Genomic DNA, 21,219 nt, shown 5'->3' on the forward strand with positions numbered 1-21,219 from the left:
TCATAGGAGTCCACGCGTTGGCCAACAAAAACGCCCAAAGTGAACGCTTTCGCGAGGTCGCGCCCAAACTGGAATGCGGTGAGGATGAGACGCGCCGCGAAGAAAAGCTTAAAATTGAGAAGATAAAGCACTGGCCGGGAGAATCCAAATGACACCGAAGTTTTGGATTGAGGTCATTCTTGCGGCGTCGATGATGCTCGTTCCATTGGCGATCCTTGTGCAACGCATGTTCGCAAAAACCAAAGAAGGTGCCCATTTCGGAATGGGCGTGCGGATCACGCAGCTGGTTGGCGTATGCAATCTTCCTCCAGCGCTAATAATTTTAGGAATGGAGGGTTTGCTCGATGCCTCGGCAATGGCGGCGTTGGGCGGAGCTTTGGTCGGTTATCTATTCTCTGGTCTCGCTGAATTTGATCGGCGCAAGTCAGAGGACTAGCGCTCAAAATCGCGCAAATTTGAAAAAGGCCCCGGCGTCACCGCCGAGGCCTCTTCTAACAACCTAGCCTCTCGGCTCAATCATCCCGGTCACCCGTCAGGAACGCCGGCACATGGCCCTGGTCCTCGCCGGCATCGGTACGCTCCCGCCGCGGACCACGGTCGCCACCGCCATCCCGACGCGGGCCGCGATCGCGGTCGCCGTCGCGGCGCGGGCCGCGGTCGCCGCCATCGCGACGCGGACCGCGATCGCCACGGTCGCCGCCCCGATCACCTCTGGGGCCACGGTCACGGCCACCCTCGCGCGGCTCGCGCGGGGGGCGGGTGTCTTCGAGCTCGGCGCCGGTCTCCTGATCGACGACGCGCATCGACAGGCGGACCTTGCCGCGCGGGTCGATCTCGAGCACCTTGACCTTGACCTCCTGGCCTTCGCTCAGGACGTCGGAGACCTTCTCGACGCGCTCGTTCTTGATCTCGGAGACGTGGACGAGGCCGTCCTTGCCGCCCATGAAGTTCACGAACGCGCCGAAATCGACCAGGTTGACGACCTTGCCGTCATAGATCTTGCCGACTTCGGGTTCCTCGACGATGCCGCGGATCCACTGCATCGCCGCCTCGATCTGGGTGAGGTCGGACGACGACACCTTGATCACGCCCTCGTCGTCGATGTCGACCTTGGCGCCGGTGGTCGCGACGATCTCGCGGATCACCTTGCCGCCGGTGCCGATGACGTCGCGGATCTTCGACTTGTCGATCTGCATCGTCTCGATCCGCGGGGCGTGGGCGCTCAGTTCCTCGCGGGTGTGGTCGAGCGCCTTGTTCATCTCAGCCAGGATGTGCGCGCGGCCGTCCTTCGCCTGGTTCAGCGCGGCCTCGAAGATCTCGCGCGTGATGCCCGCGATCTTGATGTCCATCTGCATCGTGGTGATGCCCGCAGCTGTGCCCGCGACCTTGAAGTCCATGTCGCCGAGGTGATCCTCGTCGCCCAGGATGTCGGACAGGATCGCATAATCCTTGCCCTCGAGGATCAGGCCCATCGCGATGCCGCTGACCGGGCGCTTGATCGGCACGCCGGCGTCCATCATCGCGAGGCTGCCGCCGCACACCGACGCCATCGACGACGAGCCGTTCGACTCGGTGATGTCGCTGGTCAGGCGGATCGTGTAGGGGAAGTCCTCCTTCGACGGCAGCACCGGGTGCAGCGCGCGCCAGGCGAGCTTGCCGTGGCCGACTTCGCGACGCCCGGGGGCGCCGAAGCGGCCGACTTCGCCGACCGAATAGGGCGGGAAGTTATAGTGCAGCATGAAGTTCTGGTACGACAGGCCGTTGAGCCCGTCGATCATCTGCTCGGCGTCCTTGGTGCCGAGCGTCGCGGTCGCGATGGTCTGCGTCTCGCCGCGGGTGAACAAGGCCGAGCCGTGCGCGCGGGGGAGGAAGTGCGTTTCCGCAACGATCGGGCGGATCTGCGTGGTGGTGCGGCCGTCGATGCGCTTGCCGTCCTTCAGGATGGCGCCGCGGACGATCTCCGCCTCGAGCTTCTTGGTGAGCTTGATGCCGGCCATCACTTCCTGCGGGCTCAGCCCGTCGGCGGTGAACTGCTCCTTCGCCTTGGCGCGCGCCGCGTTGAGCGCGTTCGAACGGGCCGACTTGTCGGTCAGCTTGTAGGCGGCGGCGATATCCTTGCCAATCAAATCCTTCAGCTTGGCCTTGATCGCGGCATTGTCGTCGGTGGACGCCATTTCCCACGGGTCCTTGGCGGCTTTCTCCGCGAGGCTGATGATCGCCTTGACGACTTCCTTGCACGCGTCGTGCGCGAACAGGACGGCGCCTAGCATGACCTCTTCCGACAGCTCGTTGGCTTCGGATTCGACCATCATCACCGCGTCATAGGTCGCGGCGACGACCAGGTCGAGGTCGCCCGCGGCGACCTGCTCGTCGGTCGGGTTGAGGACATACTCACCATCGACGTAACCCACGCGCGCGGCGCCGATCGGGCCCATGAACGGCACGCCCGAGATCGTCAGCGCGGCCGAGGCGGCGACCATCGCGAGGATGTCCGGCTCGTTCTCGCCGTCATACGACAGCACCTGCGCGATCGCGTTGATCTCGTTGTAGAACCCTTCCGGGAACAGCGGGCGGATCGGGCGGTCGATGAGGCGGGAAACCAGCGTTTCCTTCTCGGTCGCGCCGCGCTCGCGCTTGAAGAAGCCGCCGGGGATGCGGCCCGCAGCGCTGTACTTCTCCTGATAGTGGACGGTGAGCGGGAAGAAGTCCTGCCCCTCCTTGACCGACTTGGCGGCGGTGACCGCGCACAAGACGACGGTCTCGCCGAGCGTCGCCATGATCGCGCCGTCGGCCTGGCGGGCAACCTTGCCCGTTTCGAGCGTGAGGGTCTGGCCGCCCCACTCGATGCTTACCTTCTTGGTATCGAACATTTCATTTCCTTCACGCCACGCGCCCTATGCGCGTGGGGCCTGTGTGCGGGCTAGCCGGCCCGTGCGGTGCGGGACTGTTGCGTCCCTTGGGCCTTCGGCCGGATTGCCGGGGCCCGGGATGACGAAAGGGCGACCCTTGGGGCCGCCCTTCGTGTTATTTCCGAAGACCGAGCTTCGCGATGAGGGCGAGATAACGATCGCCGTCCGACTTGCGGAGGTAATCGAGCAGCGACCGGCGCTTGTTGACCATCATGAGCAGGCCGCGGCGCGAGTGATTGTCCTTCGCGTGGGTCTTGAAATGCTCGGTCAGGTTCGTGATGCGCTCGGTCAGGATCGCGACCTGGACCTCGGCGGAGCCGGTGTCGCCCTTTTCGCGGGCATGGTCCTTGATCAGCGCTTCCTTGCGCTCGGCGGTAATCGACATGTTCTTTCCTTCGACATCGCGTGACTACAGGTTGAAGCCGCGGACGACGCGGGCCTCCCCGCTGGTGACCTCGACCAATGCAACAGGGGTTTCGCCCAAGGTTGCGAAGTAGGGGCCATCGTCTCTGGCAATCCCGGCCAGAACGCGCCCCTGTCGGAGCGCTCCTGCCTGGTCGGGGTCGAGGGAGAGAGCCGGGATGTCGTCCAGCCCCGCCCTCAATGGCAGGAGGTGTTGTTCAAGGGTGCGCCCCTTAGCGAGTTCGTCCAGTTTGTCCAGCGATATCGCGGAAGAGAGGTCGAACGGACCGGCCTTGATGCGGCGGAGCTTGGTGACGTGCCCCACGGTGGCGAGCGCGCGCGCAATGTCGCGGGCGAGGGAGCGGATATAGGTGCCCTTGGAGACCTGCGCGGTGAGGGTTACCTGCCGCAATTCCTCCCCGTTTACGGGGAGGTGGCAATGCGAAGCATAGACGAAGGGGGCGGGCCGCGAGCGAGACGTTTGCGGCCCGCCCCCTCCGCCGGCCTGTGGCCGGTCCCCCTCCCCGTAAACGGGGAGGATTTGCAGCGAATGCACCGTCACGCTGCGGCTCTTGAGCGCGACCTCCTCCCCGGCGCGCGCGAGGTCGTAGGCGCGCTCGCCATCGACCTTGAGCGCGGAATAGGCCGGCGGCACCTGATCGATCGGGCCGGTGAAGCGCGGCAGGATCGCCTCGATCTCGGCCAGCGTCGGGCGGACGTCGCTCTCCGCGATCACCTTCCCCTCGAGGTCGAGCGTGTCGGTCTCCGCTCCGAAGCGAACCGTGAAATCATACACCTTGTCGCTGTCGAGCATCCGTCCGGCGAGCTTGGTTGCCTCACCGATCGCGACGGGCAACACGCCCGTCGCCAGCGGATCGAGTGTTCCGCCATGCCCGACCTTGGCCTTGCTATAGCCGCCCTGCCGAAGCGCACGCTTGACCGCGCTCACGCCTTGCGTCGAGCCGAGCCCGAGCGGTTTGTCGAGGATGATCCAGCCGTGCATGCCGCGCCGTAGCGCGCTTTTAGGTCGGGCGGTACCGGACCAACAAAAACGCTCAGCCCTTCTTGGGCTTCCTGACCTTGGGCGGCGGGCCGGCGCTGGTGACGAGGCTGTCGATGTGACAGCGCTCGCCGTCGACCAGCAGCACGCCGGTGCGATCGAGCGACGTCCCACCGAAGCGCGTGTCGACCCCGATCCGGGTCGCGAAGGGCAGCCCGGTGCAGATGCCCGAGATGCTCGCGTAATACCATTTGCGGCGCTGATCCTGCAGCCACACCCCGCGATGGCCGTCCGCCTCGAAATTATACAGCCCGATCGTGCCGATGAACGGGATGCTGGTTTCCTTGCCGAGCTCGACCGGGGCGGGCGGCGTCTTGCGCGCGAGCGCCGGGGTGGCGAGCGTGGCCGCGGCGAGCGCGATCAAGGGGAGGGCGACGAGCGACTGGCGCATGAGACGATCCTTTCGCGTTCTTCTATCCCGCACCGCCTGAACCCGCGCTGAAGATCAGGTCAGCGCGGTCGCGAACATCAGCAGCCCGCGTACGATCGTGTCGGCGATCGGCCCGACGACTTGCGCGACGACGTTCGCGCGCGGCGCGACCATCGGCAGGATGACGAGCAGGAACAGCATCACCGGGAAGGCGTAGCGGTGAAGCCTGGCGTATTGCGCGGCAAGCGGGCGCGGTAGTGCGGCCTCGACGACATGTCCACCGTCGAAGGGCGGGATCGGCATCAGGTTGAAGATTGCCAGGAAGACATTGATTAGCAGGAAGTTACTGAGATTATCGCCAACGAAACCTATCGAGACAGGGGCGAGCAGGTTCAAGCCGCTCACGGCCGCCACCAATACGGTGATCGTCGCGAGCACCAGGTTGGTCCCCGGCCCGGCGAGCGCGACCAATGCCATGTCGCGCCGGGGATGCCGCATCCGCGCCGCGACCACCGGCACCGGCTTGGCCCAGCCGAAGATCGGCGCATGCGCCAGCGCGAGGACCATCGGCACGGCGAGCGTACCGACCGGGTCGACATGGCGGATGGGGTTGAGCGTCAGCCGCCCCAGCCGCTCGGCGGTATGGTCGCCGAGCAACCGCGCGACGTACCCATGCGCGACTTCGTGAAACACGATCGCGATGACGAGCGGGATCAGCCAGACCGCGATCTGGTAGATCGTATTGTCAGGGCTCATGCGCCCGCCGCCGCGCTCGCCTGGCGCGCCGCGACGAAATGCTTGCGGCACAAAGCGACATAGCGGTCGTTGCCGCCGATCTCGGTCTGCGCGCCCGCGACGACCGCGCGGCCCTGTTCGTCGACGCGCAGGTTCATCGTCGCCTTGCGTCCGCACTCACACACCGATTTCAATTCGACGAGCGAGTCCGCCAGCGCGAGCAGCCGCGCCGATCCGGGGAACAGATCGGCCTGAAAATCGGTGCGCAGGCCATAAGCGAGCACCGGGATGCCGACGACATCGGCGAGATGCGCGAGCTGGTCGACCTGCGCGCTGGTCAGGAACTGCGCCTCGTCGACCAGTACGCACGCGACCTTTTCGTGCGCGTGGGCGGCCGCGACGATCGCGGCGATGTCGGTCTCGGGGTCGAACGTCGTCGCATTGGCCGACACGTCGAGCCGCGAGGTGATCGTCCCCTTGGCATAGCGATCATCGATCGCCGCGGTGAACAGCATCGTCGCCATTCCGCGTTCGCGATAATTGAAATCCGCCTGGAGCAAGGTGGTCGACTTCCCCGCATTCATCGACGCGTAGTAGAAATAGAGCTTGGCCATGGCGCCAGCCTAGCCATGGAACCTCGCCTTCGTCTACGGGCGCGGGAGGCCAAGGGGGACGACGAATGCGCGGCGGAATCTGGGTGCTCAACATCATGGCCGCGATCTGGGGCGTGGCCGCGGTCAGGATGGGACAGCTGCCCGAATGGCTCGCGGTCGTGCCGATCGCGATTTCGGCCGGCTTGCTGTTCTGGGCAAGCCGGCAACCGGTCGGGACCGGCAGTCCGGTCGAGGGCGACCATGTGGGGCGCGTGGTGGGGATTGCGACGGCGGTCGAGGGCGTCGCGATCTTCCTGGTCGCCAACGTGCTGATCAACCTGCACGTGCCGACCGTGGTAATGCCCGCGATCGCGATCATCGTCGGGCTGCACTTCCTGCCGCTCGCGCGGTGGATCCCGGTGCCGCTCTATTACCGCACCGGCGCGGCGCTGATCGTGGTCGGGTTGGCCGTTTTGTTCTTTCCGGTGGCCGACCGCTCACTCGCAACCGGGACCGCCGCGGCGCTGATATTGTGGGCGAGCGGCGTGCTGCTGGTCCGCGGCGGGCGCGGCTAATCGTCGGTTTCGAGATCGCGCGCGACGTGCGGGTCGCGCAGCAGCGTGTCGATATGGTGCCCCTCGTCGAAGCTTTCGTCGGCGAGGAATTTGAGCCGGGCCGCATATTTCATCTTCACGCGATGCGCGACCTCGCGCTGGAGGTAGGCGGTATTGGTCCTGAGTGCCTTGAGCACTGCCTCCTCGTCCTTCCCCAGCAACGGCTTCACGAACACCGTCGCGTGGCGCAGGTCGGGCGACATCCGGACTTCGGTGACCGAGACCATGTGGCTGGCGAGCGTTTCGTCGTGGACGTCGCCGCGTTGGAGGATTTCCGACAATATGTGGCGTACCTGCTCGCCGACGCGCAGCGTGCGGACGGACTTTTCCTGAGGTTCTTTCATATTCCCTCTCCCGGCGGGAGAGGGTGGGGCCCGCTCGGCGAAGCCGAGTGGGAGGGTGAGGGCAGCCTAAGGCGCCGTCACCTACCCTCACCCTTCCGCCGCTTCACGGCTCCCTCCCTCTCCCAACGGGAGAGGGAGCAAGTAATTACAGCGTCCGCTCGCGCATCTCGACCTCGAAGGTTTCGAGGAAGTCGCCCGGCTTGATATCGACGAAGTTCTGGCTGAACGTCACGCCGCACTCCAGGCCCGCGCGGACTTCGGCCACATCGTCCTTGAAGCGCCGCAGCGACGCGATCTCGCCGGTGTAGATGATGACGTCGTCGCGCGTGATGCGCGCCTTGAGCGCCTTCCTGATGACGCCTTCGGTGACGAGCAGACCCGCCGCCTTGCCGTGCTTGCCCGCCGAGAACACCTCACGGATTTCGGCGCGGCCGACGACCGTCTCGAACGCTTCCGGTCCGAGCTCGCCCGCCATGCCGGCGCGGATTTCGTCGGTCAGTTCGTAAATCACGTCATAGTACTTCAGCGCGACCTTCTGCCGGTCGGCGATCTCGCGTGCCTTGGCGTTGGCGCGGACGTTGAAGCCGATGATCGGCGCGCCCGAAGCACCCGCCAGCGTCACGTCGCTCTCGGTGATACCGCCGACCCCCGAATGGAGCACGCGCGCCTTAATCAAATCGGTCGAGATCTTGTTGATCGCGCCCACGATCGCCTCGACCGTCCCCTGCGTGTCGGCCTTGACCACCAGCGGATATTCGATCGCCTGCTTTTCCTTGAGCGCGGAGAACATCGAATCGAGGCTGGCGGGCGCGTTGGTCGTGCGCTTCGCCTGGATCACCCCGGCGCGGTATGCCGCGACTTCGCGCGCGCGCGCTTCGTTCTCGACCACCTGCAACTGGTCGCCGGCGCCCGGCACGCCGGTCATGCCGAGGATCTCGACCGGCATCGACGGGCCGGCTTCCTTCAACTGCATGCCCTTGTCGTTGACGAGCGCACGAACCTTGCCGCTTTCGGCACCGATCACGAACACGTCGCCGACCTTGAGCGTGCCGCGCGTGACGAGCACGGTCGCGACCGGCCCGCGGCCCTTGTCGAGCTTGGCCTCGATCACCGTGCCTTCGGCGGCGCGGTCAGGGTTGGCCTTGAGTTCGAGCAGTTCGGCCTGGAGCTGGATCTTCTCGATCAGCTGGTCGAGCCCGGTCTTCTTGGTCGCGGAGACCTCGACGTCCTGCGTCTCGCCGCCCATCGCCTCGACCTGGACGTCATGCTCGAGCAAGCGCTCGCGCACACGCTGGGCATTGGCTTCGGGCTTGTCGATCTTGTTGATCGCGACGATCATCGGGACGCCCGCCGCCTTGGTGTGGTTGATCGCTTCGATCGTCTGCGGCATCAGCCCGTCGTCGGCCGCCACCACCAGCACGACGATGTCGGTGACGTTGGCGCCGCGCGCGCGCATTTCGCTGAACGCTTCGTGGCCCGGCGTGTCGAGGAAGGTGATCTTCGACTTGTCCTTCAGCGTGACCTGATACGCGCCGATGTGCTGGGTGATGCCGCCGGCCTCGCCCTTGACCACGTCGGTACCGCGCAGCGCGTCGAGCAGCGAGGTCTTGCCATGATCGACATGGCCCATGATCGTGACCACCGGGGGACGGGGTTTCAGCGTCTCGGGCGCGTCCACCTCGATATCCGCCGCGAGGTCGACGTCGCTGTCGGACACGCGCGTGATGTTGTGGCCGAATTCGGTCACGAGCAGCTCGGCGGTGTCCTGGTCGATCGTCTGCGTCAGCGTGACGGGCATGCCCATCTTGAACAGCGCTTTCACCAGGTCCGCGCCCTTCTCCGCCATGCGGATCGCGAGTTCCTGGACGGTGATCGATTCGGGGACCGCGACGTCGCGGACCTGCTTGGCCTGCGCCTCGCGCGGGCCGCCCATCCGGCGATGTTCCTTCTCACGTGCTCGCTTGAGCGCGGCGAGCGAACGGGCGCGCGCGCCGTCTTCGCCACCGAGCGCGCGGTTGACCGTCAGCTTGCCGCCGCGGCGTTCGTCGCCGGTGCGCCCGCGCGCGGCGGGGCGCTGCGGTTGCGCGACTTCGGCGGTGCGGCGCGGAGTGGCCTGGCCGCTCGGCAGCGCGCGAGGCGCGGACGCCTCGGCAGCCGGGGCAGGCGCCGGCTTAGGGGCCGGCTTGGGGATTTCGGGACGCGCGACCGGCGAGAAGCGGCGCGGCGCGGGCATCGACGGGTCGAGCTCGAGCGCGACGATCGGCGCAGGCGCGGCGGGCGGTGTCGGCTCAGGCGCCGGTTCGGGGGCGGCAACAGCGATCTCTGGCTCGGGCGCCTTGTCGCCGGGGGCGGTGCCGGCCGGATTCTTGGCGCGCTCGTCGGCGCGGCGCTTTTCCTCTTCGGCGGCGGCGTGGCGCTCGGCATCCTCGCGGCGGCGTGCATCCTCGAGCGCGCTCATCCGCTGCTCTTCGGCCTCGCGCAGCAATTGTGCCTGGCGTTCCTGCGCCGACAGTTGCGGTGCGGCGGGGGCGCGCGGCGCTTCGGGCGCGCGGGCCTCGACCGGCGCAGGCGCGGGCGCTTCGGCGACCGGGGTTTCGGCGGGCGCGGCGCCCGGGCCGAGCACGCGGCGGCGCTTCACCTCGACCACGACGGTGTTCGACCGCCCGTGGCTGAAGCTCTGCTTCACCTTGCCGGTTTCGACCGTGCGCTTCAGCCCCAGCGGCTGGCGCATGCCGAGTTTCGGCTTTTCGTTATCGGTGTCGCTCACGCAAAATCCTCATCGTCTGCGGCCGTGTCTGCCTCCGCGGGAAGCGCCGATGCGCCCTGCGAGGCCGTTTCGCAAGGCGTAGGAGTCAAATCAGGGCCGATAAAATGCCGCCAGCGATCCAGCGTATCCTGTACGCGGACCGCCGCAGCGGGGTCGGTCACGGCGACATGTACCACATTTTCGCGGCCAAGCGCCAAGGACAATATGGTGCGCGGCACCGGGAGCGCCAAGCCCCCTTCGCCCGACCCTTCGCGATCGCGGCCGACGCGCCATGCCTGGGCGAGCTTGCCCGCGCCATCGGGGCGCGCGTCGCTGGCGTGGAGCAGCAGGTGGACCTGGCCCGAGCGGAGCGCGGCATCGATCTTCGCGGTGCCGGTCAGGATGTGGCCCGCTTTCGCCTCCAGCCCCAGCCGGTCGAGGAACTGGCGCTCGAGCTGCTCGGCAATCATCGCCGAGAGATCGGCGGGAATGGCAATCTCGCCCGTCTTGAACGCGCGCGCGAGCGCGCCCTTCAGCTTGCCCCTGGCGATCGCGGCATCAAGCGTCGCGCGGTCGACCCCGATCCACGCGCCGCGCCCCGGTGCCTTGGCGCGGATATCGGGCAGCACCCGGCCGTCCGGCGCCAGCGCCAGACGGATCAATCCATCGCGCGACCCATGTTCGCGCGACAGGATGCAGGTACGGGTCGGGTCAACCATCGGCGCCACACCCCCTGCCGTCATCCCGGCCTTGAGCCGGGACCCATGGTTCGGAACTCCCGCCGGCATGAGAGAGCGCAGCCCGTGCGTCTACATTATGGCGAGCGGCCACTACGGCACGCTCTACACCGGCGCGACCGCCGACATCGTCGCGCGCGTCCTCCAGCACCGCGAAGGCACATTCGACGGCTTTACCAAGGAACATGGTTGCACGCGGCTGGTCTGGTTCGACACCACCGCGACAATGGACGATGCCTTTACCGCGGAGAAGCGGACCAAGCGCTGGCGCCGCGACTGGAAGATCGTGCTGATCGAGCGCGACAACCCAAATTGGGACGATCTGGCGATCAGCCTCGGATTGCCGCCGATCGCGAAATCGTGATCGGCGGACACGGGGCGCCATAGGCCCCGGCTCAAGGCCGGGGTGACGGATTGGCTGGTGACTGCTGGGGCGACCTAGCGTGTCATTGCGAGGATTCCGCATGTGCGTCCTCCCCGTCAGCCGCGGGCTCGTCTTCGAACCAGTGCGCGCGCGCGGCCATGATGATCTCGTTGCCCTGCTCTTCGGTCAGCCCGTATTCGCCGAGCACCCCGCCTTTGTGCTCGGGGCGCTTGGGGGCGTCCTCGGCGCGGCGGCGCGGTTCCTGGCGCTTCTTTTCGATCAGTTCGTCGGTCGCGAGGTCGGCCAAGTCGTCGAGCTCCTTGATCCCGGCCTTGCCGAGCGTGACGAGCATCGCCTCGGTCATATAGGGCATCGCAGCGAGATCGTCCGACACGCCGAGCGCCTTGCGCTCCTCGCGGTTTGCGGCGTCGCGGCGTTCGAGCGCTTCGCCCGCGCGGCTCTGCAGCTCGGCGGCGAGGTCCTCGTCGAAACCTTCGATCGTGGCGATTTCGTCGGCCTCGACATAGGCGACTTCCTCGAGGCTGCCGAAGCCCTCGGCGACCAGCAGCTGCGCGAGCGTCTCGTCGACGTCGAGCTCGTTCTGGAACATCTCGGTGCGCTCGAGGAATTCGCGCTGGCGCTTCTCGCTCGCGTCCTGCTCGGTCAGAATGTCGATCGCCTTGGCGGTCAATTGCGAGGCGAGGCGGACGTTCTGCCCGCGGCGGCCGATCGCGAGGCTGAGTTGATCGTCGGGGACGACCACCTCGATCCGGTCCTCTTCCTCGTCGATCACGACGCGGCTGACGCTGGCCGGCTGGAGCGCGTTGACGACGAAGGTCGCGGTATCCTCCGACCAGGGGATGATGTCGATCTTCTCGCCCTGCATTTCCTGCACGACCGCCTGGACGCGGCTGCCCTTCATGCCGACGCACGCGCCGACCGGGTCGATCGAGGAATCGTGAGAGATGACGCCGATCTTGGCGCGGCTGCCCGGATCGCGCGCGGCGGCCTTGATCTCGATGATGCCGTCGTAGATTTCGGGCACCTCCTGCGCGAACAGCTTCTTCATGAAGTCGGGGTGCGCGCGGCTGAGGAAGATCTGCGGGCCCCGGTTCTCACGGCGGACGTTGAGGATCAGGCTGCGGATACGGTCGTTGACACGCACCACCTCGCGCGGGATCTGCGCATCGCGGCGGATGACGCCCTCGGCACGCCCCAGATCGACCACGACATGGCCGAACTCGACGCGCTTGACCACGCCGGTGATGATCTCGCCCATGCGGTCCTTGAACTCTTCATACTGGCGCTCGCGCTCGGCGTCGCGGACCTTCTGGAAGATGACCTGCTTGGCGGCCTGCGCGGCGATGCGGCCGAACTCGATCGGGGGCAGCGGATCGACGATGAAGTCGCCGATCGCGGCGTCGGCCTGAAGCTTCTGCGCGCCCTTCAGGTCGACCTGCGTGAAGTAATTGTCGACCGCCTCGACCACTTCGACGACACGCCACAGGCGGAGGTCGCCGGTGTTCGGGTCGAGCTTCGCGCGGATGTCGTTCTCGGCGCCATAGCGAGCCTTGGCGGCGCGCTGGATCGCGTCCTCCATCGCCTCGATCACGATGCCCTTGTCGATCATCTTCTCGGTCGCGACCGCATTGGCGATGGCGATCAGCTCGGCACGGTTGGCGGTAACGGCGGTGGCCATCAATCCTGTCCTTCTTCTTCGAATTCTTCGGCGCCCTCGTCGTTGAGGGGCGCGGTTGCGGCTAGTAACTTGTCGGTGATCGTGAGCTTGGCGTCGGCGACCTGGTCGAACCCGATCGTCATGCTGCCATGCTTGTGCATGTCGACGGTGATGCGGTCGCCGTCGACGCCGGCAAGGTCGCCGGTCAATTGCTTGCGGCCATCGATTTCTTGCGCCAGCTTGATCCGCGCTTCGTGCCCCGCCCAGTCGGCGAAGTCCTGCAGGCGCGTCAGCGGGCGGTCGATCCCGGGCGACGACACTTCGAGGCGGTACGCGTCCTCGATCGGATCGATCTCGTCGAACTTGTCCGAGATGCGGCGCGACAGATCGGCGCAATCGTCAATCGTCAGCTGGCGCGTCTCGGGGCGTTCGGCCATCACTTGCAGCGTGCGGTCGTCGCCGCTGCCGAACATCCGCACGCGCACGAGGTCGAAGCCGAGCGCTTGCGCCTCGGGCTCGATCAATTGCGTCAGTCGGGCGATGTCCGCCATGCGTGGTCCAGATAAGCAGGTTCGGCGCCGGAAGCGGAAGCCTCCGACCTCTTCACCTGGCGATGTAGAGATTGTGGCGATGATATAAGCCGGTCCGCGGGCGAGGGCAAGGAGGTTCGAAACATAGACGAATTTGATTTGATGTCGGCGAGTCTGACAGTAATATCGCTTGCGGGCAAATATCGGGGGCAAGATGCGCAGAGCATTATGGCTTTTTGTCGGTGCGATCGCGCTGTCATCGGCTGTCGCGGTCAATGGCTATACGGTCTCCACTTTTCCGGCGATTCACGAACGGCTCACCTATCTTTCCACCGCATGTGCAAAAGACAATAACGGGATCGATGAAGGCGACGGCCGCTTCCGCGTACATTGCGTATTCGACGACGCACGTTGGCGCGATTCGCAGATCGCGTCATTGGATTTCCGGCATCGCGACATAGGGAACGTCGCCAAGCTCCTGAGGCTGCAACCGTTGGAGCGCGCGACGCGATGGAGCGACGATCCCGGCAACGCCGGCATGAAGCATCGCACGCTCGCCAAATACGGTGCGTTGCTGAAGTTCGGCTGCAAGAAAAAGGATTATGTCGGGACGACCCTGTACGATGTCGGCCTGATGTGCAGCGGGCACTACGGCAAGCTCGGCTTCCTGCACGCAATGATGAGCAGCGACGATTGGCAGCGGATGAGCGGCCTGGCCTATGTTCCACGCATATCAGGCGAGCAAGCGCGCGACAGAACGCGCGACAAAATCCTCGCATGGGCGGCCTTCACCTACGATGTCGCGGTCGGCAAACAAACGCTCGGTCAGCCGGTATGCGAAGCGATCACGTCAAGCACGGCCTATGCAGCACTGACCGACGCGTTTCGCGACAATCTCGACAAACCGGCATTCTGCACCGGTCGCGCCGACACCTGGACGGTCGGGCGTTTTTTCACGTTCTTTTGCGTCAATCCGAGTCTGAACGAACCCTGCGGTGCCATTGACAATGCCGACGACAATGCCACCCGTACCAACGCCGAGGGCGCCCTCCTTCACATGATTCAGGACAGCTATTCGCAAAGCCATGTGCGGCGGCTGCGATATGGCCAGTCGAGCGGATCGCCGTCGCCCGCTGCCATCGTTTGTACGGCACCGCTGGTTTATTATTATTACGATCCAAGCAATCGCATATATCACAGTTCCTACGACGAAGAGCCGTGGGTCGATGCCGTGTCGTGCAGCGGCGGCGCGGTCGACGACCCGGTCAGCGCCGGGGCGACATTGATATCGATGCTACGCGCGGGCCGTCCCTCCACCGATTTCGTTACTTACCTGAAGCAGCACGTCTTCCCGACGCGCTGACGCGAACGCCTGCGCTTCACCCGACGGTCCGGACAGGCACTTCAATCGCAACGCGTTCCGGCGTAAGTAAAAGACCGGTCGAGGGGGGAGGGCAACATGCGCCGATACCTGCTTACGCTGGCGGTGCTGGCGACGATTCCGGCGCCGGGCGGCGGGTTTCAGATCGCCCCGCTCGATGCCGTCCACGAACGGCTCGCCTGGATGAGCGAGCAATGCCTCGCGTCGGGCGTCGTCCCGGCGGGCGGGCGGATGCGCTGCCCGTTCGACGACGCCACGATCGCCGCGTCGATCCCGGCGGTATCGACCAAGCCCAAGGACCAGAAGGGGATCGAGGCCGCGGTGCGCTGGGGCGACGATCCGGGCCGCGCGACCGCGACGATGAGCACCGGGCAGACGGTCAAATATCTCTTTCAACTGTCGCAGACCTGCGACGATCAGGTGGGAAAGAAGGGCGTCTTCGCGACCATCTATCGCGCGGGGCTGATGTGCAGCGGGCATTATGGGCGGCTCGGTTTCTTCCACGCGATGATGAGCGTTGACGACGCGGCGCTGATCGCCGCGGCGCCGTCCGATCCAGCCGTCAACGCACGGATGCAGCTGGTGACGCGCGACAAGATATTGGCCTGGACCGACTTCACCTACCGTGTCGCGACCGGCGCGGTCGCGCCCGACGCTTCGTTGTGCACGACGGTGTCGAAAGATTCCATGCTCGCGCCGGTGTTCGACGACGGCGCCAAGTGCCGCGACGCCGATGCGGCGTGGACCGTGCGGCGCTTCTTCACCTTCAAATGCACCAACCCGCGGCTCGAAAAGCCGTGCGACACCGCACCCGAATCGGACGACGCGGCGGTGCGGCTCGCGGCGCTCGGCGCGCTGCTCCACACGATCCAGGACAGCTATGCGCAGGGGCATGTCCGGCGCCTCGACCCGCCGGCGCGCGATTACCGCAAGAACAAGCTGCTCCCCGTCATCGCGTGCGAACCGCCGAAGCAATATTTCTATTACGACAAGGCGAACCGCGAGGACGGGCACGGCAGCGCCGACAGCGAACCGTCGGTCAGGATGTGCGGTCCCGCGGCGGTGGTCGACGACCCGGTCAGCGCCGGCGCGATGGCGCTGTGGATGGCGCGCGGGAACAAGCCGGCGAAGCTGTTCCGGGCGTATCTGACCGCGCGCGTCTTTCCGCTGCCGCGCTGACGGATCGAAATCGCGCGCCGGACGGTTGAGCGCGGGGACAGCGAGGTGAAAGGCGCATGATCGTGGCGAGAACATCCCTCCTGATCGGGATCGCCGCGATAGCGGCGTGCTCAGCATCGCCGGGCGACGGCGGGCAAAGCGTGCCGCGCAACTCGCCACTCGAGCCGGATATCGTCAATGTGCCCGCGACCACAGGGCGCGCCAACCTGACCCCGACGGCGCCGCCGTTCGCGATCGCGGAGATCGGCAGGTTCGACGATCCGTTCGCCATCGCCTTTATCCACGATGGCAAGGCCCTCGTCACGGAGAAGGTGGGCCGCCTGAAGCTGCGGAACGGCGACCGCGCGGTAGTGGATGTCGCTGGCGTGCCCAAGGTCGCGACGGGTGGACAGGGCGGACTGCTCGACGTCGCGGCGGCGCCCGACTTCATGCACGGCAACGCGACGATCTACCTGACGTATTCGGAATCCGGCGCGGGGGGCAGCGCGCTGGCGCTCGCCAAAGCGGAGCTCGATATCGACGACGAATGCGTGGCAGCGCCGTGTCCGGTCCGCGGCGCCGCGTTACGCAACCTCCATGTGATCTGGCGCTCGGGATCCAACGGTCCCGGCGGACAGTTCGGCGCAAACATCCTGTTCTCGCCCGATGGGAAATATCTGTTCCTGAGTTCAGGCGAGCGCCAGCGCTTCACCCCGGCGCAGGACCCCAAACAGGCGCTCGGCAAGATCCTGCGGCTGACGCTCGACGGCAAGGCCGCGCCGGGCAACCCGATGTATGACAGGGGCGGGGTCGAGGCGATGACCTGGACGACCGGGCACCGCAACCCGTACGGCATGGTGTTCGCGCCCGACGGCAGGTTGTGGGAGGAGGAGATGGGCCCGCGCGGCGGGGACGAGCTCAACCTGATTCTGCCCGGCCGGAATTACGGCTGGCCGATCGTCTCCAACGGCGACAATTATTCGGGCCAGCCGATCCCCGACCATCCCAGCCGCCCCGACCTCGAAGCGCCCAAATTGTGGTGGAACCCGTCGATCTCCCCGGGCGGGATGATCCTCTATTCGGGCGACATGTTCCCGGCGCTCAAGGGCTCGCTGCTGATCGCCGCGTTGTCGGGCGAGGCGCTGATCCAGGTGCGGATCGCAGGCGACACCGCGACGCCGGTCGCGCAATGGCGCATGGGCGCGCGCATCCGCGACGTGGCGCAGGCGCCGGACGGGTCGATCTGGCTGTTGGAGGACGAGGGCAAGTTGGTGCGGCTGACGCCGCGGACCTAATCGTCGCGGCGGAAGCGGCGTACCACACCGTCGCTGCTCGTCTCGTATCCGTCAGCGGCGATGCGCCAGATTGTCGTCATCGCCTGTGGCGTCGACGCGGGCGTCGTGCGCATCGTCAACCGGAACGTGATCGCGCCGCCATCGACCGATGCGGTGCCGCGGCCGACTCCGCCGAGCGAATTGACATAGGTGAAGACGATGGCGTCACCCTCGGCGCTGTAGATCGTCTCACCGGCATAGACGACCGCACCGCCGCGCCGGACTTGGTGCGTGTCGCGGACATGCGCGCCGCCATAGAGCGAGGCGAAGCAGTGCCGGTCGGCGGTGCCCGGGGCGATATCGGTGCTCCAACAATGCCCGACCAGCCGATCGAACGGTGCGAGCGGACCGGACAAGGCGGCGAGCAGGAAGGGCAGGGCGATCATCGGTTCAGCTCCTGACGATCAGATAGTTCATCCGCGCCGCGGCGATCGGCTTGGCGGGGTCGTCTTGCCACGCGGTCGCTTCGACATTGGCAACGCGGGTGCCGAGCCGGGTGATGACGCCCTTCGACCGCGTTTCCTTGTCGCGGCCGCCGCGCATGAAATCGACCGTGACGTTGATCGGCTTGATCTCGCCGCCGCCTTCGCCCTCCAGCGCGTCGTGGAGCGCGACGATCGCCGCCATCTCCATCAGCCCGCTGATCGCGCCGCCGTGCAGGAAACCGGGGCGGCCGAGCACGTCGGTTTGGAACGGCATCATCAGCATCGGCGCGCCGGCGTCGTCCTTCTCGACGATCAGCCCGAGCAGGTCGGCATAGGGCGGCATCTTCATCATCGCGGATAGCCGTCGGGTGCCATGAACGTTCCCGCGACGTGCGCGAGCGGATCCGCCGGATCGCCGTCATGCGCTTGCCCCCGCACGAACGCGATCGATCGCGTCAGGCGATAGCATTCGCCGCGCCCGATCACGGTCTTGCCGGGAGTCGCGGGGCGCAGGTAATCGACCCGCAGGTCGAGCGTCGCGTGCGCCACGAACGCATCGGCACGCAGCCACACCCCCATGCTCGTCGCCATGTCCATCAGCGACAGGATCGGCCCCGATGCGACCACGCCGGTGCCGAGATTGCCGACGAGTTTCTCGTCATACGGCAGTGCCAGTTCGGCCCAATCGGGCCCGTGCGCCTGATAGCGGATGCCCAAGGCGCCGCCATGGCCGATTCGCGCGGCGAAGAAACGCTGGGGGTCGAAACCGGGCAGGTGGTTCATCGCGACCCGCCCTAGCAACCAGTTGCGGCCTCCGCCAACCCCGCTTAGCGTGGCCGAAAAGGAGGGGCGGATGCACCCGAGCGTCCATGCCAAGGCGAACCCGGACAAGCCCGCGCTGATCGTCGCGGAAACGGGCGAGACGTGGAGCTATGCCGAGCTCGACCGCCGCTCGAACCGGGTGGCTCAGCTGTTCCGCGCGCGGGGGTTGCAGGTCGGCGACACTGTTGCGCTGTTCCTCGACAACGTGCCGGAGTTTTTCGCGCTGACCTGGGGCGCGCAGCGCAGCGGGCTGTTCTACGTCTGCATCTCGTCCAAGCTCACCGCGCCGGAGGCGCACTATATCGTCGAGGATTCGGGGGCGAAGCTCGTGCTGGCGTCGGCGGCGCTCGGGCTGGCGGTCGAGCGGCTCGGACCGATGATTGGGGATCGCGGCAAGCTGGTGCTCGGCGGGAGCGTGATCGGGTGGGAGAGCCTCGAGGACGCGCTCGCGGCGCAACCCGACACGCCGATCGCCGACGAGCGCGCCGGGATCGACATGCTCTATTCGTCGGGCACGACGGGGCGGCCCAAGGGGGTGCGCGTCGCGCTGCCCGAGGACCCCAGCCCCGCCGCGCCCAACGTGCTGATCCAGCTCGCCGCCGGGCTCTACGGGTTCGGGCCCGACAGCATCTATCTCAGCCCCGCGCCGATGTACCACGCCGCCCCCTTGCGCTGGTCGATGAGCGTCCAGCGGCTCGGCGGCACTGTCGTGATGATGCAGCATTTCGACCCGCTCGCGGCGCTGGCGGCGATCGAAACCTACCGCGCCACTTGCAGCCAATGGGTCCCGACGCACTTCGTCCGCATGCTCAAGCTCGATCCCGATATGCGCGCGCGGCACGATATCTCCAGCATGAATGCTGCGATCCACGCCGCAGCACCCTGCCCGATCCCGGTCAAGGAGGCGATGATCGACTGGTGGGGGCCGGTGATCTTCGAATATTATGCGGGGTCGGAGGGGAACGGCTTCACCTCGATCACATCGGCGCAATGGCTCGAGCACAAGGGGTCGGTCGGCAAGCCGGCGTATGGCGTGGCGCACATCTGCGGCGAGGATGGCGAGGAATTGCCGCCGGGCGCCGAGGGCTTGATCTATTTCGAGGGCGGCGGGCAGTTCGAATATCACAATGATCCGGCCAAGACCGCCGAGGCGAGGAACGCGCACGGCTGGTCGACGCTCGGCGATATCGGGCGGCTCGACGAGGACGGGTTCCTGTATCTGACCGACCGCAAGAGCTTCATGATCATCTCGGGCGGGGTGAACATCTACCCGCAGGAGATCGAGAACCGGATCATCACGCACCCGAAGGTCGCCGATGTCGCGGTGATCGGCGCGCCCGACCCCGAAATGGGCGAGCGTGTGGTGGCGGTCGTGCAGCCCGTCGACATGGCGGAGGCGGGGCCGGCGCTGGCGGAGGAACTGACTGCGTGGTGTCGTGAGGAGCTGTCGGGGGTAAAGATGCCGCGCCAGATCGACTTCACCGCCGAACTGCCGCGGCATGCGACGGGGAAACTCTACAAGCGCCTGCTGCGGGATCAGTATTGGGGCGAGACCGGGAGCCGGATCGTCTGATCCCCCCCGTTCGTGTCGAGCGAAGTCGAGACACTGGGCTGGGAACGCGCTTCTCGACTGCGCTCGAAGCGAACGGATTTGAAAGGATGCCCATGAACGACCGTGTTTCGATCACCGTCACGGACCAGATTGCCGACGTGCGGCTAACCCGCGCCGACAAGATGAACGCGATCGACCCGGCGATGTTCGCCGCGATCGGCGAGGCAATCGACGAGTTGGCGCCGCGCACCGACGTGCGCTGCGTCGTGCTGTCGGGCGAGGGGCGGGCGTTCTGCGCGGGACTCGACATGGCGAGCATGCAAGCCGGCGGCTCGGGCACCGGGCGCGGGCGCAACGATCAGGGCAGCATCCTGCCGCAGCACGTGACGTGGGGCTGGCGGCAATTGCCGATGCCGGTGATCGCGGCGGTCCACGGCGTGGCGTTCGGCGGGGGTTTCCAGATCATGTCCGGAGCCGACATCCGTATTGCCGCCCCCGGCAGCCGCTTCGCGATCCGCGAGAGCTACTGGGGTCTTGTTCCCGACATGGCCGGCTGGCCGATCTGGCGCGGGCTGGTGCGCGACGACGTGTTGCGCGAACTGGCGTACACCGCGCGCGAATTCGATGCGGAGGAGGCGTTGCGCCACGGCTTCATCACCCGCATCGCCGACGATCCGCACGCCGCCGCGATGGAGCTTGCCACCGCGATCGCCGGCCGCAGCCCGCACGCAATCCGCGGCATCAAGCGCCTCGCCAACGCCGCGCACGACATGGACCCGCGCGCGCTGCTCCAGATGGAAACCGACGAACAGGTCGCGGTGATCGGCAAGCCCAACATGATGGAGGCGGTCGCCGCCAACATCGGCAAGCGCGCAGCGGTGTTTCAGGACTAGAGCCGTCCCGCGAACAGGTCGATCTTCCCGATCGGCACGCCCTTCATCCGCAGGATCGCGTAGGCCATCGACAGGTGGAAATAGATGTTGGTCGTGGCGAACACCGACAGCCACTGGCCGGTCGGCAATGTCGGTTCCATCGTGTCGGTGATTGGGACCGTCATCGGCTCGTCGTCGCGGCCGGCGAATTGCTCGGGCGTGAGCGTGGCAAGATCGCCTTGCGCCGCGGTGATCGCCGCGCGCAGATCGGCGAGGCTCGCGCTGTCCGACAGCCGCTCGGGCACCGGCAGCCCGGCGGCGCGCGCGGTCCATTGGCGTGAGAAACTGACCACCACCTCGGCCTGGAAGCGCAGCGGATGCATGTCCTCGACCAGCCGCCAGTCGAGGATCGCGTCGGGATCGAGTCCCTGCTCGCTCGCGAACGCCGCGCCCTTGTCGAGCAGATGCGCCAGCGAGGCGAGCGTGCGGTCGTACAGCCCGACGAAGCTGAACATCGTGATCGGCATGGTTGGTCCCCGCTGCGCCCCATTGACTGAACCCGACCTCTTGCAGGTGCGGCAGCGCTCGGCAAG

24 protein-coding genes are annotated in these 21,219 nt (G+C 66.6%); 9 read left to right on the forward strand and 15 right to left on the reverse strand.

All coding sequences use genetic code 11. The features are described from left to right. Window positions 1-17: 17 nt before the first annotated feature. Both E7773_RS10050 and E7773_RS10055 read left to right on the forward strand, forming a co-directional pair. A complete protein-coding gene (locus tag E7773_RS10050) occupies window positions 18-152 on the forward strand; it encodes a hypothetical protein (RefSeq protein ID WP_293990697.1) in 135 nt (44 codons plus the stop codon). Then, window positions 149-436: a hypothetical protein gene (locus E7773_RS10055; protein ID WP_293990699.1), complete on the forward strand. Its 288-nt coding sequence runs from the start codon at window positions 149-151 to the stop codon at window positions 434-436. The genes E7773_RS10050 and E7773_RS10055 overlap by 4 nt, the downstream gene beginning before the upstream one ends. Before the next feature lie 76 nt (window positions 437-512). Here the strand turns inward: E7773_RS10055 and pnp are convergent, their stop codons facing one another. The 6 genes from pnp to E7773_RS10085 all read right to left on the reverse strand — a co-directional run bounded on the left by pnp (window position 513) and on the right by E7773_RS10085 (window position 6,090). After that, a complete protein-coding gene (gene pnp, locus E7773_RS10060) occupies window positions 513-2,870 on the reverse strand; it encodes a polyribonucleotide nucleotidyltransferase (RefSeq protein ID WP_293990701.1) in 2,358 nt (785 codons plus the stop codon). A gap of 154 nt (window positions 2,871-3,024) precedes the next feature. After that, window positions 3,025-3,294, reverse strand: coding sequence for a 30S ribosomal protein S15 (rpsO, locus tag E7773_RS10065; protein ID WP_293990703.1), 270 nt, complete (start codon window positions 3,292-3,294; stop codon window positions 3,025-3,027). A 24-nt stretch (window positions 3,295-3,318) separates the two neighbouring features. Continuing rightward, window positions 3,319-4,314 carry a tRNA pseudouridine(55) synthase TruB gene (truB, locus tag E7773_RS10070; RefSeq protein ID WP_293990705.1) on the reverse strand — a complete coding sequence of 332 codons (996 nt, stop codon included), beginning with the start codon at window positions 4,312-4,314 and terminating at the stop codon, window positions 3,319-3,321. A gap of 52 nt (window positions 4,315-4,366) precedes the next feature. Then, window positions 4,367-4,762, reverse strand: a complete 396-nt coding sequence (locus tag E7773_RS10075; RefSeq protein ID WP_293990707.1) for a DUF6491 family protein — start codon at window positions 4,760-4,762, stop codon at window positions 4,367-4,369. A gap of 54 nt (window positions 4,763-4,816) precedes the next feature. Then, complete coding sequence (locus tag E7773_RS10080) at window positions 4,817-5,497, reverse strand: site-2 protease family protein (RefSeq protein ID WP_293990709.1); 681 nt, start codon at window positions 5,495-5,497, stop codon at window positions 4,817-4,819. Then, window positions 5,494-6,090: a thymidine kinase gene (locus E7773_RS10085; RefSeq protein ID WP_293990711.1), complete on the reverse strand. Its 597-nt coding sequence runs from the start codon at window positions 6,088-6,090 to the stop codon at window positions 5,494-5,496. Before E7773_RS10085 ends, E7773_RS10080 begins: the two co-directional genes overlap by 4 nt. A 65-nt stretch (window positions 6,091-6,155) precedes the next feature. Here E7773_RS10085 and E7773_RS10090 point away from each other — a divergent pair, with 65 nt between their 5' ends. Continuing rightward, entirely contained in the window at window positions 6,156-6,644 is a 489-nt protein-coding gene (locus E7773_RS10090) for a hypothetical protein (protein ID WP_293990713.1), read from the forward strand. On the opposite strand, the gene rbfA is transcribed toward E7773_RS10090, so the two are convergent. The 3 genes from rbfA to E7773_RS10105 all read right to left on the reverse strand — a co-directional run bounded on the left by rbfA (window position 6,641) and on the right by E7773_RS10105 (window position 10,492). Continuing rightward, entirely contained in the window at window positions 6,641-7,027 is a 387-nt protein-coding gene (gene rbfA / locus E7773_RS10095) for a 30S ribosome-binding factor RbfA (protein ID WP_293990715.1), read from the reverse strand. The genes E7773_RS10090 and rbfA overlap by 4 nt on opposite strands. 145 nt (window positions 7,028-7,172) lie before the next feature. Then, window positions 7,173-9,794 carry a translation initiation factor IF-2 gene (gene infB / locus E7773_RS10100; RefSeq protein ID WP_293990717.1) on the reverse strand — a complete coding sequence of 874 codons (2,622 nt, stop codon included), beginning with the start codon at window positions 9,792-9,794 and terminating at the stop codon, window positions 7,173-7,175. Beyond that, window positions 9,791-10,492 carry a DUF448 domain-containing protein gene (locus E7773_RS10105; RefSeq protein ID WP_293990719.1) on the reverse strand — a complete coding sequence of 234 codons (702 nt, stop codon included), beginning with the start codon at window positions 10,490-10,492 and terminating at the stop codon, window positions 9,791-9,793. The genes infB and E7773_RS10105 overlap by 4 nt, the downstream gene beginning before the upstream one ends. A 67-nt stretch (window positions 10,493-10,559) precedes the next feature. On the opposite strand from E7773_RS10105, the gene E7773_RS10110 reads away from it, so the two are divergent. Continuing rightward, entirely contained in the window at window positions 10,560-10,874 is a 315-nt protein-coding gene (locus tag E7773_RS10110) for a GIY-YIG nuclease family protein (RefSeq protein ID WP_293990721.1), read from the forward strand. An 82-nt stretch (window positions 10,875-10,956) separates the two neighbouring features. Here E7773_RS10110 and nusA read toward each other — a convergent pair whose 3' ends face one another. Together nusA and rimP are read right to left on the reverse strand one after the other, a co-directional pair. After that, window positions 10,957-12,573 (reverse strand): transcription termination factor NusA, encoded by a 1,617-nt coding sequence (gene nusA / locus E7773_RS10115; protein ID WP_293990723.1) that lies wholly within the window; start codon window positions 12,571-12,573, stop codon window positions 10,957-10,959. Then, the gene (gene rimP, locus E7773_RS10120; protein ID WP_293990725.1) at window positions 12,573-13,103 is read right to left on the reverse strand and encodes a ribosome maturation protein RimP; all 531 of its coding nucleotides are present in this window, start codon (window positions 13,101-13,103) and stop codon (window positions 12,573-12,575) included. The genes nusA and rimP overlap by 1 nt, the downstream gene beginning before the upstream one ends. Before the next feature lie 193 nt (window positions 13,104-13,296). On the opposite strand from rimP, the gene E7773_RS10125 reads away from it, so the two are divergent. The 3 genes from E7773_RS10125 (at window position 13,297) to E7773_RS10135 (ending at window position 16,916) form a co-directional block, all read left to right on the forward strand. Next, on the forward strand, window positions 13,297-14,445 hold the full coding sequence (locus E7773_RS10125) for a hypothetical protein (protein ID WP_293990727.1): 1,149 nt from the start codon (window positions 13,297-13,299) through the stop codon (window positions 14,443-14,445). Window positions 14,446-14,541: 96 nt separating this feature from the next. Further along, window positions 14,542-15,642: a hypothetical protein gene (locus E7773_RS10130; protein WP_293990729.1), complete on the forward strand. Its 1,101-nt coding sequence runs from the start codon at window positions 14,542-14,544 to the stop codon at window positions 15,640-15,642. 56 nt (window positions 15,643-15,698) lie between these two features. After that, window positions 15,699-16,916 carry a PQQ-dependent sugar dehydrogenase gene (locus E7773_RS10135; protein ID WP_293990731.1) on the forward strand — a complete coding sequence of 406 codons (1,218 nt, stop codon included), beginning with the start codon at window positions 15,699-15,701 and terminating at the stop codon, window positions 16,914-16,916. On the opposite strand, the gene E7773_RS10140 is transcribed toward E7773_RS10135, so the two are convergent. Genes E7773_RS10140 through E7773_RS10150 form a run of 3 tightly spaced genes read right to left on the reverse strand, consistent with a single transcriptional unit; the run spans window position 16,913 to window position 18,163 of the window. Then, window positions 16,913-17,341 (reverse strand): hypothetical protein, encoded by a 429-nt coding sequence (locus tag E7773_RS10140; protein ID WP_293990733.1) that lies wholly within the window; start codon window positions 17,339-17,341, stop codon window positions 16,913-16,915. The genes E7773_RS10135 and E7773_RS10140 overlap by 4 nt on opposite strands. A 4-nt stretch (window positions 17,342-17,345) precedes the next feature. After that, on the reverse strand, window positions 17,346-17,729 hold the full coding sequence (locus E7773_RS10145) for a PaaI family thioesterase (protein WP_293990796.1): 384 nt from the start codon (window positions 17,727-17,729) through the stop codon (window positions 17,346-17,348). Further along, a complete protein-coding gene (locus tag E7773_RS10150; protein ID WP_293990735.1) occupies window positions 17,729-18,163 on the reverse strand; it encodes a PaaI family thioesterase in 435 nt (144 codons plus the stop codon). The genes E7773_RS10145 and E7773_RS10150 overlap by 1 nt, the downstream gene beginning before the upstream one ends. Before the next feature lie 70 nt (window positions 18,164-18,233). Here E7773_RS10150 and E7773_RS10155 point away from each other — a divergent pair, with 70 nt between their 5' ends. Beyond that, a complete protein-coding gene (locus E7773_RS10155) occupies window positions 18,234-19,775 on the forward strand; it encodes an acyl-CoA synthetase (RefSeq protein WP_293990737.1) in 1,542 nt (513 codons plus the stop codon). Between the two features lie 92 nt (window positions 19,776-19,867). Next, window positions 19,868-20,647, forward strand: coding sequence for a crotonase/enoyl-CoA hydratase family protein (locus E7773_RS10160; RefSeq protein ID WP_293990739.1), 780 nt, complete (start codon window positions 19,868-19,870; stop codon window positions 20,645-20,647). On the opposite strand, the gene E7773_RS10165 is transcribed toward E7773_RS10160, so the two are convergent. Beyond that, window positions 20,644-21,153 (reverse strand): DUF1993 domain-containing protein, encoded by a 510-nt coding sequence (locus E7773_RS10165; protein WP_293990741.1) that lies wholly within the window; start codon window positions 21,151-21,153, stop codon window positions 20,644-20,646. The two genes, E7773_RS10160 and E7773_RS10165, sit on opposite strands and share 4 nt — an antisense overlap. Between the last annotated feature and the right edge of the window lie 66 nt (window positions 21,154-21,219).

The sequence above is a fragment of the Sphingomonas sp. genome (assembly GCF_004799495.1).
Classification (GTDB): Bacteria; Pseudomonadota; Alphaproteobacteria; order Sphingomonadales; family Sphingomonadaceae; genus Sphingomonas.

Bases quoted from the DNA above. Each gene is read 5' to 3' on its own strand.
- E7773_RS10055 (WP_293990699.1), top strand. From the start codon at position 149: ATGACACCGAAGTTTTGGATTGAGGTCATTCTTGCGGCGTCGATGATG.
- pnp (WP_293990701.1), bottom strand. From the start codon at position 2,870: ATGTTCGATACCAAGAAGGTAAGCATCGAGTGGGGCGGCCAGACCCTC.
- rpsO (WP_293990703.1), bottom strand. From the start codon at position 3,294: ATGTCGATTACCGCCGAGCGCAAGGAAGCGCTGATCAAGGACCATGCC.
- truB (WP_293990705.1), bottom strand. From the start codon at position 4,314: ATGCACGGCTGGATCATCCTCGACAAACCGCTCGGGCTCGGCTCGACG.
- E7773_RS10075 (WP_293990707.1), bottom strand. From the start codon at position 4,762: ATGCGCCAGTCGCTCGTCGCCCTCCCCTTGATCGCGCTCGCCGCGGCC.
- E7773_RS10080 (WP_293990709.1), bottom strand. From the start codon at position 5,497: ATGAGCCCTGACAATACGATCTACCAGATCGCGGTCTGGCTGATCCCG.
- E7773_RS10085 (WP_293990711.1), bottom strand. From the start codon at position 6,090: ATGGCCAAGCTCTATTTCTACTACGCGTCGATGAATGCGGGGAAGTCG.
- E7773_RS10090 (WP_293990713.1), top strand. From the start codon at position 6,156: ATGCGCGGCGGAATCTGGGTGCTCAACATCATGGCCGCGATCTGGGGC.
- rbfA (WP_293990715.1), bottom strand. From the start codon at position 7,027: ATGAAAGAACCTCAGGAAAAGTCCGTCCGCACGCTGCGCGTCGGCGAG.
- E7773_RS10105 (WP_293990719.1), bottom strand. From the start codon at position 10,492: ATGGTTGACCCGACCCGTACCTGCATCCTGTCGCGCGAACATGGGTCG.
- E7773_RS10110 (WP_293990721.1), top strand. From the start codon at position 10,560: ATGAGAGAGCGCAGCCCGTGCGTCTACATTATGGCGAGCGGCCACTAC.
- nusA (WP_293990723.1), bottom strand. From the start codon at position 12,573: ATGGCCACCGCCGTTACCGCCAACCGTGCCGAGCTGATCGCCATCGCC.
- rimP (WP_293990725.1), bottom strand. From the start codon at position 13,103: ATGGCGGACATCGCCCGACTGACGCAATTGATCGAGCCCGAGGCGCAA.
- E7773_RS10125 (WP_293990727.1), top strand. From the start codon at position 13,297: ATGCGCAGAGCATTATGGCTTTTTGTCGGTGCGATCGCGCTGTCATCG.
- E7773_RS10130 (WP_293990729.1), top strand. From the start codon at position 14,542: ATGCGCCGATACCTGCTTACGCTGGCGGTGCTGGCGACGATTCCGGCG.
- E7773_RS10135 (WP_293990731.1), top strand. From the start codon at position 15,699: ATGATCGTGGCGAGAACATCCCTCCTGATCGGGATCGCCGCGATAGCG.
- E7773_RS10140 (WP_293990733.1), bottom strand. From the start codon at position 17,341: ATGATCGCCCTGCCCTTCCTGCTCGCCGCCTTGTCCGGTCCGCTCGCA.
- E7773_RS10145 (WP_293990796.1), bottom strand. From the start codon at position 17,729: ATGAAGATGCCGCCCTATGCCGACCTGCTCGGGCTGATCGTCGAGAAG.
- E7773_RS10150 (WP_293990735.1), bottom strand. From the start codon at position 18,163: ATGAACCACCTGCCCGGTTTCGACCCCCAGCGTTTCTTCGCCGCGCGA.
- E7773_RS10155 (WP_293990737.1), top strand. From the start codon at position 18,234: ATGCACCCGAGCGTCCATGCCAAGGCGAACCCGGACAAGCCCGCGCTG.
- E7773_RS10160 (WP_293990739.1), top strand. From the start codon at position 19,868: ATGAACGACCGTGTTTCGATCACCGTCACGGACCAGATTGCCGACGTG.
- E7773_RS10165 (WP_293990741.1), bottom strand. From the start codon at position 21,153: ATGCCGATCACGATGTTCAGCTTCGTCGGGCTGTACGACCGCACGCTC.